General features: G+C 69.8%; 12 protein-coding genes. 8 read left to right on the top strand and 4 right to left on the bottom strand.

Translation table 11 applies throughout. The features are described 5' to 3' along the window. Nucleotides 1-58: 58 nt before the first annotated feature. The 4 genes from ACK4SG_RS00815 to ACK4SG_RS00800 form a co-directional block, all read right to left on the bottom strand. Nucleotides 59-448, bottom strand: a complete 390-nt coding sequence (locus ACK4SG_RS00815; RefSeq protein ID WP_409598970.1) for a hypothetical protein — start codon at nt 446-448, stop codon at nt 59-61. 149 nt (nt 449-597) lie between these two features. Next, the gene (locus ACK4SG_RS00810) at nt 598-2,178 is read right to left on the bottom strand and encodes a pseudouridine synthase (RefSeq protein ID WP_409598969.1); all 1,581 of its coding nucleotides are present in this window, start codon (nt 2,176-2,178) and stop codon (nt 598-600) included. Continuing rightward, nucleotides 2,175-2,984 (bottom strand): SMC-Scp complex subunit ScpB, encoded by an 810-nt coding sequence (gene scpB, locus ACK4SG_RS00805; protein ID WP_409598968.1) that lies wholly within the window; start codon nt 2,982-2,984, stop codon nt 2,175-2,177. Before scpB ends, ACK4SG_RS00810 begins: the two co-directional genes overlap by 4 nt. After that, nucleotides 2,981-3,913, bottom strand: a complete 933-nt coding sequence (locus tag ACK4SG_RS00800; protein WP_409598967.1) for a segregation and condensation protein A — start codon at nt 3,911-3,913, stop codon at nt 2,981-2,983. The genes scpB and ACK4SG_RS00800 overlap by 4 nt, the downstream gene beginning before the upstream one ends. A gap of 291 nt (nt 3,914-4,204) precedes the next feature. Between ACK4SG_RS00800 and ACK4SG_RS00795 the strand changes: the two genes are divergently transcribed. From ACK4SG_RS00795 to mtnA, 8 genes are all read left to right on the top strand, one after another. Further along, nucleotides 4,205-4,504, top strand: coding sequence for a YciI family protein (locus ACK4SG_RS00795; RefSeq protein WP_409598966.1), 300 nt, complete (start codon nt 4,205-4,207; stop codon nt 4,502-4,504). A gap of 23 nt (nt 4,505-4,527) precedes the next feature. Continuing rightward, entirely contained in the window at nt 4,528-4,812 is a 285-nt protein-coding gene (locus ACK4SG_RS00790) for a BolA family protein (RefSeq protein WP_409599679.1), read from the top strand. 129 nt (nt 4,813-4,941) lie between these two features. Beyond that, nucleotides 4,942-8,445 carry a chromosome segregation protein SMC gene (gene smc / locus ACK4SG_RS00785; RefSeq protein WP_409598965.1) on the top strand — a complete coding sequence of 1,168 codons (3,504 nt, stop codon included), beginning with the start codon at nt 4,942-4,944 and terminating at the stop codon, nt 8,443-8,445. 22 nt (nt 8,446-8,467) lie between these two features. After that, nucleotides 8,468-9,181, top strand: a complete 714-nt coding sequence (gene zipA, locus ACK4SG_RS00780) for a cell division protein ZipA (protein WP_409598964.1) — start codon at nt 8,468-8,470, stop codon at nt 9,179-9,181. A 57-nt stretch (nt 9,182-9,238) separates the two neighbouring features. Then, entirely contained in the window at nt 9,239-11,587 is a 2,349-nt protein-coding gene (ligA, locus tag ACK4SG_RS00775) for an NAD-dependent DNA ligase LigA (RefSeq protein WP_409599677.1), read from the top strand. 46 nt (nt 11,588-11,633) lie between these two features. Continuing rightward, on the top strand, nt 11,634-12,605 hold the full coding sequence (epmA, locus tag ACK4SG_RS00770; RefSeq protein ID WP_409598963.1) for an EF-P lysine aminoacylase EpmA: 972 nt from the start codon (nt 11,634-11,636) through the stop codon (nt 12,603-12,605). Between the two features lie 150 nt (nt 12,606-12,755). Next, on the top strand, nt 12,756-13,466 hold the full coding sequence (locus ACK4SG_RS00765) for a DUF3011 domain-containing protein (protein ID WP_409598962.1): 711 nt from the start codon (nt 12,756-12,758) through the stop codon (nt 13,464-13,466). Nucleotides 13,467-13,504: 38 nt separating this feature from the next. Further along, the gene (gene mtnA, locus ACK4SG_RS00760) at nt 13,505-14,572 is read left to right on the top strand and encodes an S-methyl-5-thioribose-1-phosphate isomerase (RefSeq protein ID WP_409598961.1); all 1,068 of its coding nucleotides are present in this window, start codon (nt 13,505-13,507) and stop codon (nt 14,570-14,572) included. Nucleotides 14,573-14,679 lie beyond the last annotated feature (107 nt).

The raw sequence follows: 14,679 nt of genomic DNA, 5'->3' as shown, positions 1-14,679 counted from the left end.
TCGGAGGGACACGTATCGTTCCGTCAGTGCTTCTTGTGGTCCGTCAGGCCGGGCGCCCTCACTTGGTGAAGCTGATCTCCAGCGCCGCATGGAACGGCGCGCGCGGCGGCACGAACAGCAGCTTGTCGCGCACGTAGCGCTGCAGGCAGATCGCCAGCGGCGAGCTGCCCTGGCGCCAGGTCTGCTGCACGCGGCCGGCAGCGTCAAGGCGCATGACCAAGGTGAACGGGCTGAAGTCGGACTGCGGCCGGCCCAGCGAGCACGCCACCACGCCCGCGTCCAGCAGCTGCTTCTGCGCGGCCAGCATGGCGTCGTGGGCCGGCCCGGACACGCTGGCCTCGTCGGCATCGGCGAGGCGCTTGGCATCGACGTAGTCCAGCGAGGGCGTGGCGGCAGGCGATTGGGCGCCGGCTGCGGCAAGCAGGAGGGACAGCAGGGTAGCGGGCATGGGGCTTTGGCGGCGTGTGGTGTCAGCCCCGATCGTAAGCGCTTCGACGGCCGGCGGGGTCAAGGCGCTTGCGCCTTGGCCGCACAGCCGCCGTGATGCCGGATGGCACCAGCGCCGCGGGGCGAACCGCGTGCGCCGGTGCGATGCGCTCAGCGGTTTCCACCGCGCGGCCCACGGTGGCCGCCGCTGGGCTTGCCACCGGCCGGGCGCGGACCGCGCGGGCCGGCGTTGCCGGGACGACCGCCGCCGGGCTTGCCGCCGCGAGGCCGCTGCGACGGCGCGCCGTAGGGATTGAAGCCGCCGCCGTGGGCGTGGTCGGACGGGAAGTGCGGGGCGTTGCCCGGATGGCCGTAGGGCTTGGGCGCGCGCTGCGGGCGGGCCTCGCTCGCGCCGCCGCCGAACCCGCTGCCCTGGGGCCGCGGCTTGCCGGCGCCGGGACGGCCACCGGCCGGGCGATCGCCATAGGGCTTCGCGCCGTAGGGTTTGTCGCCGAACTTCTTCGGGCCGCGTTGGCCGGGGTTGCGGTGGCCGGATGGGCCGGTGTCCACGCCGTCCGGCACGAACCAGGTACGCATCGCCGCCGGGTTGTCGCCGCGCTGCTCGCCGGGCTTCATGCGCTGGCCGGGTTGGCGCGGACCCTTCACCTTCAGGCGCTTGTCGCGCTGCTGGGCGGCCATCTCGCCGGTGACGGTCAGGCCACCGGCCTTGCGGGGGGCGCCGCGGCGGCCGCGGTCCTCGCGGAACTGGTCGAAGCGGCGCAGCTCGCGGCCTTCGTCGGCAGTGGTGTGGCCGCCCACGTAGCCGTGGCCGCGGGCGTTGCCGGCAACGACTGTCTTGGCCGCCTTGCGCTGGCCCAGTACCGGCATCAGCGTCAGCGCCGACGGCGCGCCGTCCTCCAGCCCGACCGCCTTGCGCAGCGCCTCGACCTCGGCTTGCGGCAGTTCCTGCGACTGCCCGCGCAGCAGCGGCTGCGGCAGGCGCACCTGGCCGTAGCGGATGCGCTTCAGGCGGCTGACCTGGCAGCCCTGCGACTCCCACAGCCGGCGCACCTCGCGGTTGCGGCCTTCCTTCAGCAGCACCCGGAACCAGTCGTGGCGGCCTTCGCGGGGGGCATCGCCGCCGCTGATGCGTTCAATCTCGTCGAACTTGGCCGGGCCGTCTTCCAGCGCCACGCCACGGGCAAGGCGGTCGACGATCTTGTCCGACACTTCGTCCTCCCCTTCCGGCGCACGCACGCGACAGACGTACTCGCGTTCCACTTCGTGGGACGGGTGCATCATCGCGTTGGCCAGCTCGCCGTCGGTGGTGAGCAGCAGCAGGCCGGTGGTGTTGATGTCCAAGCGGCCGATCGCGATCCAGCGGGCGCCCTTCAGCGCGGGCAGGGCGTCGAAGATGGTCGGCCGGCCCTCGGGATCCTCGCGGGTGGTGACCTCGCCCTCAGGCTTGTTGTACATCAGCACGCGCGAGGGTTCGGTCAGCGCGCTGGCCACGAAAGTGCGGCCGTCGATCTCGATTTTGTCGCCGCCGGTGATACTCATGCCGGTCTGTGCGACTTCGCCATTGACCTTGACCAGGCCGTCGGCGATGCGCTGTTCCAGCGCGCGGCGCGAGCCAAGGCCGGCCTGCGCCAGCACCTTGTGCAGGCGTTCGCTGATGCGCGGGGCCTCGGTGTTGGGCGCAGCGTCCCGTTTGAGGCTCAGCGGGCGGCGGGTCTGTTCTTTATTGTTCATGGGGTCTGCTCCGACGATGCGGCGTCCGCGTCGTCTCCGTGGGGTTCTGCGTTGGGTTGGTCCTGGTGGTCGACGGACAGGGCTTCAGGAGCCGTGTCGTCGTCCTGCTGCCCGGCGATGGGGGTTTCCCCACTGGCACCGTCGGTGTTGGTGTCGCTATCGGTGGGTGCGGCGATTGCGTTGGCAGCGGCGTCCGTGGCGGCGTCGGTGGTGGTTCCGGCCGCGCCGGCCGGAATTGCCGGCTCCAGCGGTAGCTGCGGCTCCAGCTCCCCGATGTCCTTCAGTTCCGACAGTGGCGGCAGCTCGTCCAGCCGCTTCAGCCCGAAGTAGTCGAGGAAGGTCTTGGTGGTGGCCAGCAGCTCCGGCTTGCCGGGCACGTCGCGGTGGCCCACCACGCGGATCCAGTCGCGCTCTTCCAGCGCCTTGATGATGCTGCTGTTCACGGTGACGCCGCGGATCTGCTCGATCTCGCCGCGGGTGATCGGCTGGCGATAGGCGATCAGCGCCAGCGTCTCCAGGGTGGCGCGGGTGTATTTGGTCTGCCGCTCGGTCCACAGGCGCGCTACCCAGGGATGCACGTCAGCCTTGACCTGGAAGCGCCAGCCCGAGGCGACCTCGACCAGCTCCACGCCGCGCGCCTCGCAGGCTGCCTGCAGCTCCAGCAGGGCTGATTCCACCGCGTTGTCCGGGATCGGCTCGTCCAGCGGGAACAGACCCTTCAGCTGGACCAGGGACAGCGGCTGGTGGGAGGCCAGCAGTGCGGCTTCGACGATGCGGGTGACGAGGGCTTGGTCGATCTGGGTCATGCGTTCGGCTCGGTTGCGTCATCGAACTCGCTGGACAGCGCATCCACCGCGACGGGGGCGTTGTCGCCGGCCAGTGATTTCACGTAGATCGGCGCCAGCGGCGCGTCCTGCACGATGTCGATCAGCTGCTCTTTGGCCAGCGTCAGCAGGCCGAGGAAGGTGACCACCACGCCCAGCTTGCCTTCCTCGGCGGTGAACAGCGATTCGAACCGGTGGAAGGCGCCGCCGGCCAGGCGCTCCAGCAATTCCCCCATGCGCTGGCGCACGCTGAGGGCGTCGCGCTTGATCGCATGCTGGGTGTACAGCTCGGCGCGCTTGAGCACGTCGTGCAGGGCCAGCAGCATTTCCTTCAGTTCCACGGGCGGCGGCAGGCGCACCGCGGCACGCTCGGGGACGTGGGCGGTGGCCACCGTGGTGTCGCGTTCCAGCCGGGGCAGGGTGTCCAGATCCTCGGCGGCCTTCTTGTAGCGCTCGTACTCCTGCAGGCGGCGGACCAGATCGGCGCGCGGGTCGTCCTCCAGGCCGTCCTCGCTGGGGGGACGCGGCAGCAGCATCCGCGACTTGATCTCGGCCAGGATCGCGGCCATCACCAGATACTCGGCGGCCAGCTCGAAACGCATTTCGTGCATGGTCTGGATGTAATCCACGTACTGCCGGGTGATTTCGGCGACGGGGATGTCCAGGATGTCCAGGTTCTGCCGGCGGATCAGGTACAGCAGCAGGTCCAGCGGGCCCTCGAAGGCATCAAGGATGACTTCCAGCGCGTCCGGCGGGATGTACAGATCCTTGGGGATCTCCACCACCGGCTGCCCAAGCACCATCGCCAGCGGCATTTCCTGCTGCTGGGGTGTGGCCTGCGATTCGGGGCGCGTGCTCGGATTTTGGGCGGGGGCATCGGCCAACGGGCCGCTGCTGGATTGGGATGTCATCTGGTTTGCGGCCCCCTCCGGGCCACAGCATGGGTCGGTGGCCGTATCCGGCCGGATCAGCTTGCACCTGCAGCAGTCCGCCATGCCGGCGCGCATGCGCCCGTCGCGGGGCGGCATCGGAACGGGTGGCGGGAGGCCGGATCGACGGGCGCGGGGCGGCGTGGAGCGCCGGATGGCCGCGCGGGCCGCAGGATCGGGCCTTTCACGATCGGCCAAGGGTACGGGCTGCCGTCACGGCTGTCCACTGGTGCCCCCTACAATGGCGGCATTGGTTCATGGAGGGCGCAGGGCATGTGGTACGTGATCGAGGGGTACGACGGGCAGGACGTGCTGGCGAAACGGCTGGCCGCGCGCCCGGAACATCTGGCGCGTCTGCACGCGCTGCGTGACGAGGGCAGGCTGCTGCTGGCGGGCCCGTGCCCGGCCATCGATGCCGAGGATCCGGGTCCAGCCGGGTTCTCCGGCAGCCTGGTGGTGGCGCAGTTCGCATCGCTGGACGCAGCCCGCGCCTGGGCCGATGCCGATCCCTACTGCGCGGCCGGCGTCTATACCCGCGTCGAGGTGCGGCCCTTCCGCAAGGTGCTGCCGTGACCGCCGGCTGGACCGAGGCCGATATTCCCCGGCTCAACCCGGAACGCGTCGAGCGCATCCGCACCCTGCTGGCGCAGGCCCTGACACCGGTGTCGCTGGAGGTGCACGACGACAGCCACCGGCACGCCGGCCATGCCGGTGCCCGCGGCGGCCAAGGCCACTTCCGCGTGGACATTGTCAGTGCCGCGTTCGCGGGTAAGCCGCTGCTGGCCAGGCATCGCCTGATCTATGCCGCCTTGGGCGAGATGATGCAGACCGACATCCACGCTCTGGCGATCCGCGCCAAAGCCCCGGGCGAGGCCGATTGACGCCGGCTATACTCGGCCAATGGCACCCGCGTGCCACCTGTCTTCCCTTCGGTAAATCAGCTACTTAGGGGACACGTTCCCCCCATTTCTGCAAGCGGCGCATTGCGCCGCCAGGGTCCATCGACGCGCATGCGCCTTTCCACCATCAAGCTGTCCGGTTTCAAATCCTTCGTCGACCCGACCACGCTGCACCTGCCGACCAACATGACCGGCATCGTCGGTCCGAACGGCTGCGGCAAGTCCAACATCATCGACGCGATCCGCTGGGTGATGGGCGAGAGCGCGGCCAGCCGCCTGCGCGGCGACTCGCTGACCGACGTGATCTTCTCCGGCAGCTCCGCGCGCAAGCCTGTCTCGCAGGCCAGCGTCGAGCTGATCTTCGACAATTCAGACCACACCATCACCGGCGAATACGCCGCGTTCAACGAGATCTCGGTCAAGCGTACGGTCAGCCGCGACGGCCAGAGCGCGTACTACCTGAATGGCGGCAAGTGCCGTCGCCGCGACATCACCGACCTGTTCCTCGGCACCGGCCTGGGGCCGCGCAGCTACTCGATCATCGAGCAGGGCATGATCTCGCAGGTCATCGAGGCCAAGCCTGAAGAGTTGCGCGTCTACCTGGAGGAAGCGGCAGGCATCTCCAAGTACAAGGAACGCCGCAAGGAGACCGAAACCCGCATCCGTCACACCCGCGAGAACCTGGACCGCCTGGGCGACCTGCGTGAGGAAGTGGAAAAGCAATTGCAGCACCTGGCTCGGCAGGCAAAACAGGCCGAGCAGTACACGGCGATCCAGGCCGAGCGGAAGATCAAGGACGCGCAGTGGAAAGCGCTGGAGTTCCGCACCTTGGATGCCCGCCTGCAGGGCCTGCGCGAGAAGCTGGCGCGCGAGGAAACCCGGCTGGAGCAGCTGATCTCAGAGCAGCGCCATGCCGAGAGCGAGCTGGAAGCCGGGCGCGAGCGTCGTGAAACCGCCAGCGACGCCCTCAATGCCGCCCAGGCCGCGGTCTACCAGGTCGGCGGCACGCTGGCCCGGGTGGAGCAGCAGATTGCCCACCAGCGCGAGCTGTCGGTGCGCCTGCAGCGTGCGCGCGATGAGGCGCAGGCGGCGCTGGCCGAACTGGGGCACCACATCAGCGGCGACCAGCAGAAGCTCGACGTCCTGAAGGAAGCGCTGGCCGAGGCCGAACCCCGGCTCGAGCTGCTGCAGGAAGAAGACCTGCTGCGCCAGGACGCGCTGCGTGATGCCGAAGCGCGGCTGGCCGACTGGCAGCAGCGCTGGGACGCGCACAGCCGCGAGCAGGCTGAAGCCGCGCGCGCTGGCGATGTCGAGCGCACCCGCATCGAGCATCTGGACCGGCAGATCCTTGACACCGACCGCCGTCGGCAGCAGTTGCGTGAGGAGCGCGCCGGCCTGGATCTGGACACGCTGGCCGATGCCTTCGAGCAGCTGCAGCTCCAGCACGAGACCCAGAAGGAATCGCTGGAATCGCTGACCGGCGAGGTGGAAGCCCGCAAGCAGGCCACCGCCGACGTGCAGGAGCGCCAGCGCGCCGCACAGGCGGAGTTGGCCGAGCTGCGCAAGCAGGCGCAGGCCGCGCGCGGTCGCCTGGCGTCGCTGGAAACCCTGCAGGCCGCCGCGCTGGGGCAGGAGCAGGGCGCGGCCAAGCAGTGGCTGGAAAGCCACGGCCTGCACGATGCCGCCCGCGTGGGCGAGCGCCTGCAGGTGGAGTCCGGCTGGGAGAACGCGGTCGAAGCCGCGCTGGGCCAGCTGATCGAAGCGGTGATCGTCGAGGCGCCGGAGCAGCTGGTCGATGCGCTGGGCGAACTCGGCGAGGGCCGTCTGGCGCTGGTCGCCGGCGCCGCCGACGACACGGTCTACCCCGCCACCTCGCTTGCATCCAAGGTGCAGGGTCCGCGTGCGATCCGCCGCCTGCTGGCGCGCCTGCACGCCGCGGAGACGCTGGCCGATGCGCGCGCGCTGCAGGCCACGCTGGGCGAGGGCGACTCGGTCATCACTCGTGGCGGCGAGCGCTTGGGCGATGGATGGGTGCGCATCGCGCGCTCCGGTGCGGCCAAGCAGGGCGCGTTGCTGCGCGAAAAGGACATCCAGGCCCTGCGCGCCGAGATTGAGCAACTCCAGCTGCGCGAGCGTGAGCTGGACGCCGCGCTGGCCCAGCTGCGCGATGCGCATCTTGTCGCCGAGCAGCAGCGCGAGGACGCCCAGCGCCAGCTGTACATGGCGCATCGCAACGTGTCCGAGCTGGCCGGTCAGCTGCAGAGCCAGCAGGGCCGGCTGGAGAACGCGCGCCATCGCATCGCCCGTATCGATGCCGAACTGGCGCAGCTGGACGAAGCGTTGGAAGGCTACAAGCAGCAGGCCGCCGAAGCGCGCATCCGCATCGAGGATGCGCTGGGCCGGATGGGCAACCTGGAGTCCACGCGGCAGACACTGGAAAACGAACGTCGCTATCTCACCGAGAAGCGCGAAGCCGCCCGTACCGCCGCCCGCGAGGCGCGCGACGCCGCCCATGCGCTGGCGCTGACAGTGGAATCCCAGCGGGTGCAGGCGGTGGCGCTGGCGCAAGCGCTGGAACGCATGGGCGGGCAGCGCGGGCAACTGGATTCACGCCTGGGCGAGCTGGCCGCGCAGCTGGCCGAAGGGGATGCCCCCGTCCAAGCCCTTGAGGCCGAACGCCAGCTTGCGCTGGAGGAGCGCGTACGTGCCGACCGCGAGCTGGCACAGGCCCGATCGGTGCTGGAAGGCATCGATGCCGAGCTGCGCCAGTACGAACAGGTGCGCCAGCAGCGCGACGCGCAGGCGCTGGAGCAGCGCGAAGCGATCAACCAGCGACGCCTTGAGCAACAGGCGCTGGCCCTGAAAGCGGAGCAGTTCTCCGCCGCCATCGCCGAGGCCGGCTTCGCGATGGACGACGTGCTCAATGCGCTGCCGGAGAATGCCGATGCCGCGGCGTGGGAGCGTGCCGTTGCCGAACTGGATGCAAAGCTGCGTCGCCTGGAGCCGGTCAACCTGGCCGCGATCGCCGAGCATGCCGAGGCCGCCCAGCGCAAGGAGTATCTGGATGCCCAGGACGCCGACCTGCGGGCCGCGCTGGAGACGCTGGAAGAGGCGATCCGCAAGATCGACCGCGAGACCCGCGGCCGCTTCAAGGACACCTTCGACCGCGTCAATGCCGGCGTGCAGGAGCTCTACCCGCGCCTGTTCGGCGGTGGCCATGCCTATCTGGAACTCACTGGCGAGGACCTGCTGGACACCGGCGTGGCGATCATGGCGCGCCCGCCGGGCAAGCGCGTGTCGAATATCTCGCTGCTGTCCGGCGGCGAGAAGGCGATGACCGCGGTGGCGCTGGTGTTCGCGATCTTCCGCCTCAACCCCGCGCCGTTCTGCCTGCTGGACGAAGTGGACGCGCCGCTGGACGAGGCCAACGTCGGCCGCTTCACCGCGATGGTCAGCGAGATGAGTCAGACGGTACAGTTCCTGTTTGTTACCCACAACAAGGCGACGATGGAAGCCGCGCAACAGCTCTCGGGCGTGACCATGCGCGAGCCGGGCGTGTCCCGCCTGGTGTCCGTCGATCTGGCCGAGGCCGCGCGCCTGGCCGGTGCCGCCTAATCCGTTTCAGGAGAGCCTATCGATGTCGGACATGACCCTGCTCCGGATCGGCATTGCGGTGGCGATGTCGCTGCTGCTCGGCGCGATCATCTTTTTCGGCCGCAGCCGCAAGGACGGGCAGGGGCGTCGCGTCCCGCGCGAGGCGGGCGGCGAGGCATCCGGGCGGGTGGAGCCCACTGCGGGGGCGGAAGGCGATGCGGCCTGGGAGGAAAACGTCGAACAGGAGGAACTGCCGCTGGGCAATCCCGCGCCGCAGAGCACGCTGGGCAAACGCCCTGTCGACCAGTTCGATCGCATCATCTCCCTGTACGTGGCGGCCAAGGCGGGCAGCAAGCTGCGGGGGCCGGACATCGTGGTGGCCGCCGAGAAGGCTGGCCTGACCTTTGGCTACATGGACGTCTTCCACCGCCTGGTGGACGGTCGCCCCGAGGTCGGGCCGATTTTCAGCGTGGCCAACATCATCAAGCCCGGCAGCTTCGACATGGCGCGCATTGGCGAGGTGGAAACCCCGGCGATCGCGTTCTTCCTGACCCTGCCTGCGCCGATCCCGGCGCTGGACGCCTGGGAAACCATGGAGCCCGCCGCCCAGCGCATGGCCGACCTGCTGGACGGCGTGGTGCTGGACGAGGAGCGCAGCGCGCTGGGCCGCCAGCGTATCCAGCACATCCGCGACGAATTGCGCGCCTACGACCGCCAGAACGCCGCGCCGCCGCTGGGCAAGTCCACCCGCTGGTGACTCGCGGGGGGCCCGGCCGGCAGGCAGGGCTTGGGGTGGGCGGCAGGGCAGGCGACAATCGGCGGCATGACCGACACTGCCGCCCGCATCGCCGACCTTCGCCGCCGCATCGAGGACGCCAACCGGCGCTACCACCAGCTGGACGATCCGGACCTCACCGACGCCCAGTACGACGCACTGGTACGCGAGCTGGAGGCGCTGGAGCGCGAGCATCCCGAGCTGGCCAGCGCGGAGTCGCCGACACGCAAGGTGGGGGCGCCGCCCTCCGGCCGGTTCGCGCAGGTCGAACATGCGGTGCCGATGCTGTCGCTGGCGAATGCCTTCAGCGACGAGGAAGTGGCCGACTTTGTCCGCCGCATCCGCGAGCGGCTGGGGCGCGATGATCTGGTGTTCTCCGCCGAGCCCAAGCTGGATGGACTGGCGATCAGCCTGCGCTATGAGCGCGGTGTGTTCGTGCAGGGTGCGACCCGGGGCGACGGCGCCACCGGTGAGGACGTGACCGCAAACCTGCGCACCATTTCTGTCATCCCGCAACTGCTGGAGGGCGCAGGCTGGCCGGCGCTACTGGAAGTGCGCGGCGAGGTCTTCATGGCGCGCGCGGACTTCGAGCGCTGGAACGCACACGCGCGCCTGCACGGTGGCAAAGTGCTGGCCAATCCGCGCAATGGGGCCGCCGGCTCGCTGCGCCAGCAGGACCCTGCGGTCACCGCGCAGCGTCCGCTGAGTTTCTTCGCCTACGGCGTCGGCCTGGTCGAAGGCGGTACCTTGCCGGAGACCCACTCGGCAACGCTCGCTCGCCTGCGCGATTGGGGGCTGCCAGTCAGTGAGCTGGCCACTGTGGTGCATGGTCTCGACGGATTGCTGGCTTATTACCGGCGCATTGGTGCCGCCCGCGACGCACTGCCGTTCGACATCGATGGCGTGGTCTACAAGCTGGACGACTACGCCGGCCAGCGCGAGATGGGCTTCGTCTCGCGCGCGCCACGCTGGGCGATTGCGCACAAGTTCCCGGCGCAGGAGCAGGCCACAGTGCTGGAATCGATCGAGGTCAACGTCGGCCGCACCGGCGCGGTGACGCCGTGGGCGTTGATGCGGCCGGTGCAGGTGGGCGGCGTCACCGTGACGCGGGCCACCCTGCACAACGCCGACCACGTGGCCCGGCTGGATGCACGCGTGGGCGACACCGTCATCGTGCGGCGCGCCGGCGACGTGATCCCCGAGGTGGTGCAAGTGGTGCTGGACGAACGGCCGCCCGGCACGCAGCCCTGGTCCATGCCCGCGGCCTGCCCGGTCTGCGGCGCCGAGCTGGTGCGCGAAGAAGGCGCCGCGGTATGGCGCTGTTCCGGCGGACTCAGTTGCCCGGCCCAGCGCGTGCAGGCGGTGTTCCACTTCGCGTCGCGCCGGGCGATGGATATCGATGGCCTGGGCGAGCGCTACATCGAATCGCTGGTGGACTTCGGCTACCTGCGAGATGTCTCTGATCTTTATCGGCTGACGCTGGACGATCTGCTGGAGATGAAGCGCCGTGCCGATGAGCGGGAGGGTTCTGTGCCGGAGACGGTCAAGGCCGGCAAGGTCGCCACCAAATGGGCCCACAACCTGATCGAGGCGATTGACCGCAGCCGCACCACCACGCTGGCACGCTTCCTGTTCGCGCTCGGCATTCCCCATGTCGGTGAGAGCACCGCCAAGGCGCTGGCGCAGTGGTTTGGGGACCTCGCACTGATCCGGCGTCTGCCGTGGCCGCTGTTCAAGCGCGTGCCCGACATCGGCGGCGAGGTGGCGCGGGCAATCGGTCATTTCTTCGACCAGCCGGGCAACCAGCAGGTCATCGACCGGCTGCTGGAGCGTGGCGTGCGGATTGACGACACCCGTCCGCCATCGCCCGCGCTGCGCGAGGGCCTGGACCTGCCCACGCTGCTGGTGGACCTGGAGATTCCGAAGGTCACCGCGATCCGTGCCGGTCAGTTGGGTGCCGCGTTTGCCGACGCGCAGGCACTGCTGGACGCGCCGATGCATGCCCTGGTCGCCGCCGGCTTACCGGCCGAGTCCGCGGCAGCGCTGGTGGCTTGGCTCGAGGTGGAGGCCAACGCCCGCCTGCTGTTGCGCAGCGCGCAGGCGCAGGCGGATTTGCGGGCGCGCCTGCCGGAGCGAGGCGGGCAGGCCGCCGGGCCGTTGCTAGGCAAGACCGTCGTACTCACTGGCACCTTGTCGTCGATGAGTCGCGACGCCGCGAAGGAAAAGCTCGAAGCGCTGGGTGCAAAGACGGCTGGAAGCGTATCGAAGAAGACCTCGTTCGTGGTGGCCGGTGAAGCGGCCGGATCCAAGCTGGCGAAGGCCGAGGAGCTGGGTGTCGAGGTCTGGGACGAGGCGAAGCTGCTCGCATTCCTGGCGGAGCACGCATGAAAGCCCCGCTTGCCGCCATGTTGCGTCGTTGCGGGAGGCGCGCGCCATGACCGGCTGGCAACCCACCGCCACCTTCGAGGCGCTGCGCCTGCGCGCCGCCTTCAACCGCCTGGTGCGCGAATTCTTCCATGCGCGTGGCGTCCTGGAAGTGGAGACGCCGGTGCTGTCGCTGGCGGGGAATACCGAGCCGAACATTGCCTCGTTCTCGGTGGAGTTCTCCGGGCGAACGGATGGCGCGCCGCGCACCCGATGGCTGCGCACGTCGCCGGAATTCGCGCTCAAGCGTCTGCTGGCGGCGGGTATCGGTGATTGCTTCGAGCTGGGCCGGGTGTTCCGCGATGGTGAGGCGGGTGGTCGCCACAACCCCGAATTCACCCTGCTGGAGTGGTACCGCATTGGCTGGGATCACCTGCACCTGCTGGACGAAACGGTGACGCTGGTGCGCGCGGCGTTGGCGCTGGTCGGGCGAGAGGCGTCACTGCAGGTGACGACGTTCCGCGATCTCTACCGGGATCGGCTGGAGCTGGACCCGCTGCTGGACGATGTCGGGATTCTGCGCAACGCGCTGGGCGACGTGGCCATCGATCCCGACGGCCTGACCCGCGACGACTGGCTGGACCTGCTGATGACCCACCGCCTGCAGCCCACGTTCGATCGTGATGTGCTGCTGGCGGTCCACGACTGGCCGGCCTCGCAGGCGGCGCTCGCCCGTATCCGTCCGGACGATCCGCCGGTGGCCGAGCGCTTCGAGCTGTACCTGGGCGCGCTGGAACTGGCGAACGGCTACCACGAGCTGGTCGACGCCGCCGAGCAGCGCGCGCGCTTCGTCCGCGACGGCCAGGTGCGTGCGGCTCGCGGCCTGCCCGCGGTACCACTGGATGAGGCGCTGGTGGCGGCACTGGAACACGGGCTGCCGGCCTGCGCGGGCGTGGCGCTGGGCGTGGATCGCCTGCTGATGGCGCTGCTGGACACAGATCGCATCGCCGACGTGCTGGCATTCGATTTTGCGCGCGCCTGACAGGGGGGCGCTGTCCGGTACGGGTGAATGAATGCTGGGTGTCCGCGCGGCGGCGTGCGCGACGTATTTTTCCTGCTGTTAAGCCGGCCCGCCTAGAGTCGGGCATCGGGATCGCGCCCATGCCGGGCCGAGGGATAAAGGAGCCAGACCATGCGTACCCTGATCGCCACCTTCGCCGGCCTGCTGGCCGCCTCGGCCGCCCTGCCGGCTGCTGCCCAGTACTACGGTGACGATGGTTACCGCGGCGGCGGCATCGTCCGCTGTGAATCCGAGGATGGCCGCACCCGCGAGTGTCCCACCGGGGGTGGGCGCGTCGTGCTGGAGCGGCAGATTTCCCGCGCGCCCTGCATCGAGGGGCGCAGCTGGGGCGATGGTCGCAGTGGCGTCTGGGTCACGCAGGGCTGTCGCGCCGACTTCCGCGTGCTGGGCGGCGGTCATGACGGCCCTCCGGGCGGTGACATCGTGCGCTGTGGCTCCAATGACGGGCGTTACAACCGCTGCGCCCTGCCGGGTCGCGGGCGTGCGCAGCTGGTGCGCCAGTTGTCCCGATCGGCCTGCATCGAAGGCCAGAGCTGGGGTGCCGACCGCGGCAGCGTCTGGGTTGCGCAGGGCTGCCGCGGCGAGTTCGCGCTGGTGCGCGGCGGCGGTTGGGATCGCCCCGATTACGGCTACGGCAGCCGGGTGTTCCGCTGCGAATCCCATGATGGCCGCTACGTGGCGTGTGCCGCCAATATCCGTGCCGGCGTCCGGCTGGTGCGCCAGCTGTCCCGTGCGTCTTGCATCGAAGGCCGCAGCTGGGGCTATCAACGCACCGGCATCTGGGTTGCGCAGGGCTGTCGTGCGGAGTTCCTCAGTTTCTGAGGCATGGAGCAGGCGGGTGGGCGTGGTTAAATGGGCGGATGACCGATGATGCCGCGATCGATTACGACCGTTACGACCATATCCGTCCGATCCGCTGGACCGGTGATGCGCTGGAACTGCTGGACCAGCGCGTGCTGCCGTTCACGGTGGTGCACGAGGCCTGCCGGACCAGTGAGGACGTGGCCGAGGCCATCCGCGCCCTGACTGTGCGCGGCGCGCCGGCCATCGGCATCGCAGCGGCTTGGGGCGTGGTGCTGGCCGGGCGGGCCCTGGAGGCCGTCAGTGCTGCCGATGCCGCCCGCCAGCTGGAGCCCGCCCTGCAGCAGCTCAACGCCGCAAGGCCGACGGCGGTGAACCTGGCCTGGGCGCTGGCGCGCATGCGCCGGGCGCTGGCGGCGGTCGCCCCCGGGCAGGATTGGCGCCAGGCGCTGGAGCGCGAGGCGCGGGCGATCGAGGCCGAGGATCTCGCCGCCAACCGGGCGATGGGGCGTGCGGGCGCCGCGTTGATCGGCCTCGGCAGCGGTGTGCTGACCCATTGCAACACCGGGTCACTGGCCACGGCGGGCTTTGGTACCGCGCTGGGCGTGATCCGCGCCGGCGTCGCTGCCGGCCGCATCGAGCGCGTCTTTGCCACCGAGACCCGGCCCTGGAACCAGGGGGCCCGCCTGACCGTGTGGGAGCTCGGCCAGGATGGCATCGATGCCACCCTGATCGCCGATTCCGCCGCGGCGCACCTGATGAGGACCGGGCAGGTGCAGTGGGTGGTGGTCGGCGCCGACCGCATCTGCGCCAATGGCGATACCGCCAACAAGATCGGCACCTACTCGCTGGCGATCGCGGCCAAGTACCACGGGGTGAAGTTCATGGTGGTCGCGCCGTCCTCGACCGTGGACATGGCCACGGCCAGCGGCGATCTCATCGAGATCGAAGAGCGCGACCCGGCCGAGCTACTGGCATTCCGTGGCAAGCGCGTGGTGGCGGAGGGCGTGCGCGCCTGGAACCCGGTGTTCGACGTCGCGCCGCACGATCTGATCGACGCCATCGTGACCGAGCAGGGCGTGGTGGAGCGGCCCGACGCGGCACGCATGCGGGCGCTGTTCGGCTGACCCGTGCCCGATCGGCAGGCGCGCGCAAACGGTTGATTCTCCGCGATATCCGGGGTGCGTTACCTGCCCCCGGATGGTATGATTTCCCGTTGCTGGAATTCCCGTTT

The sequence above is a fragment of the Thermomonas sp. genome, assembly GCF_046293095.1.
Taxonomy (GTDB): Bacteria; Pseudomonadota; Gammaproteobacteria; order Xanthomonadales; family Xanthomonadaceae; genus Thermomonas.
Note: the sequence above shows the minus strand (reverse complement) of the source record. Positions and strands in the feature narration are given on the sequence as shown.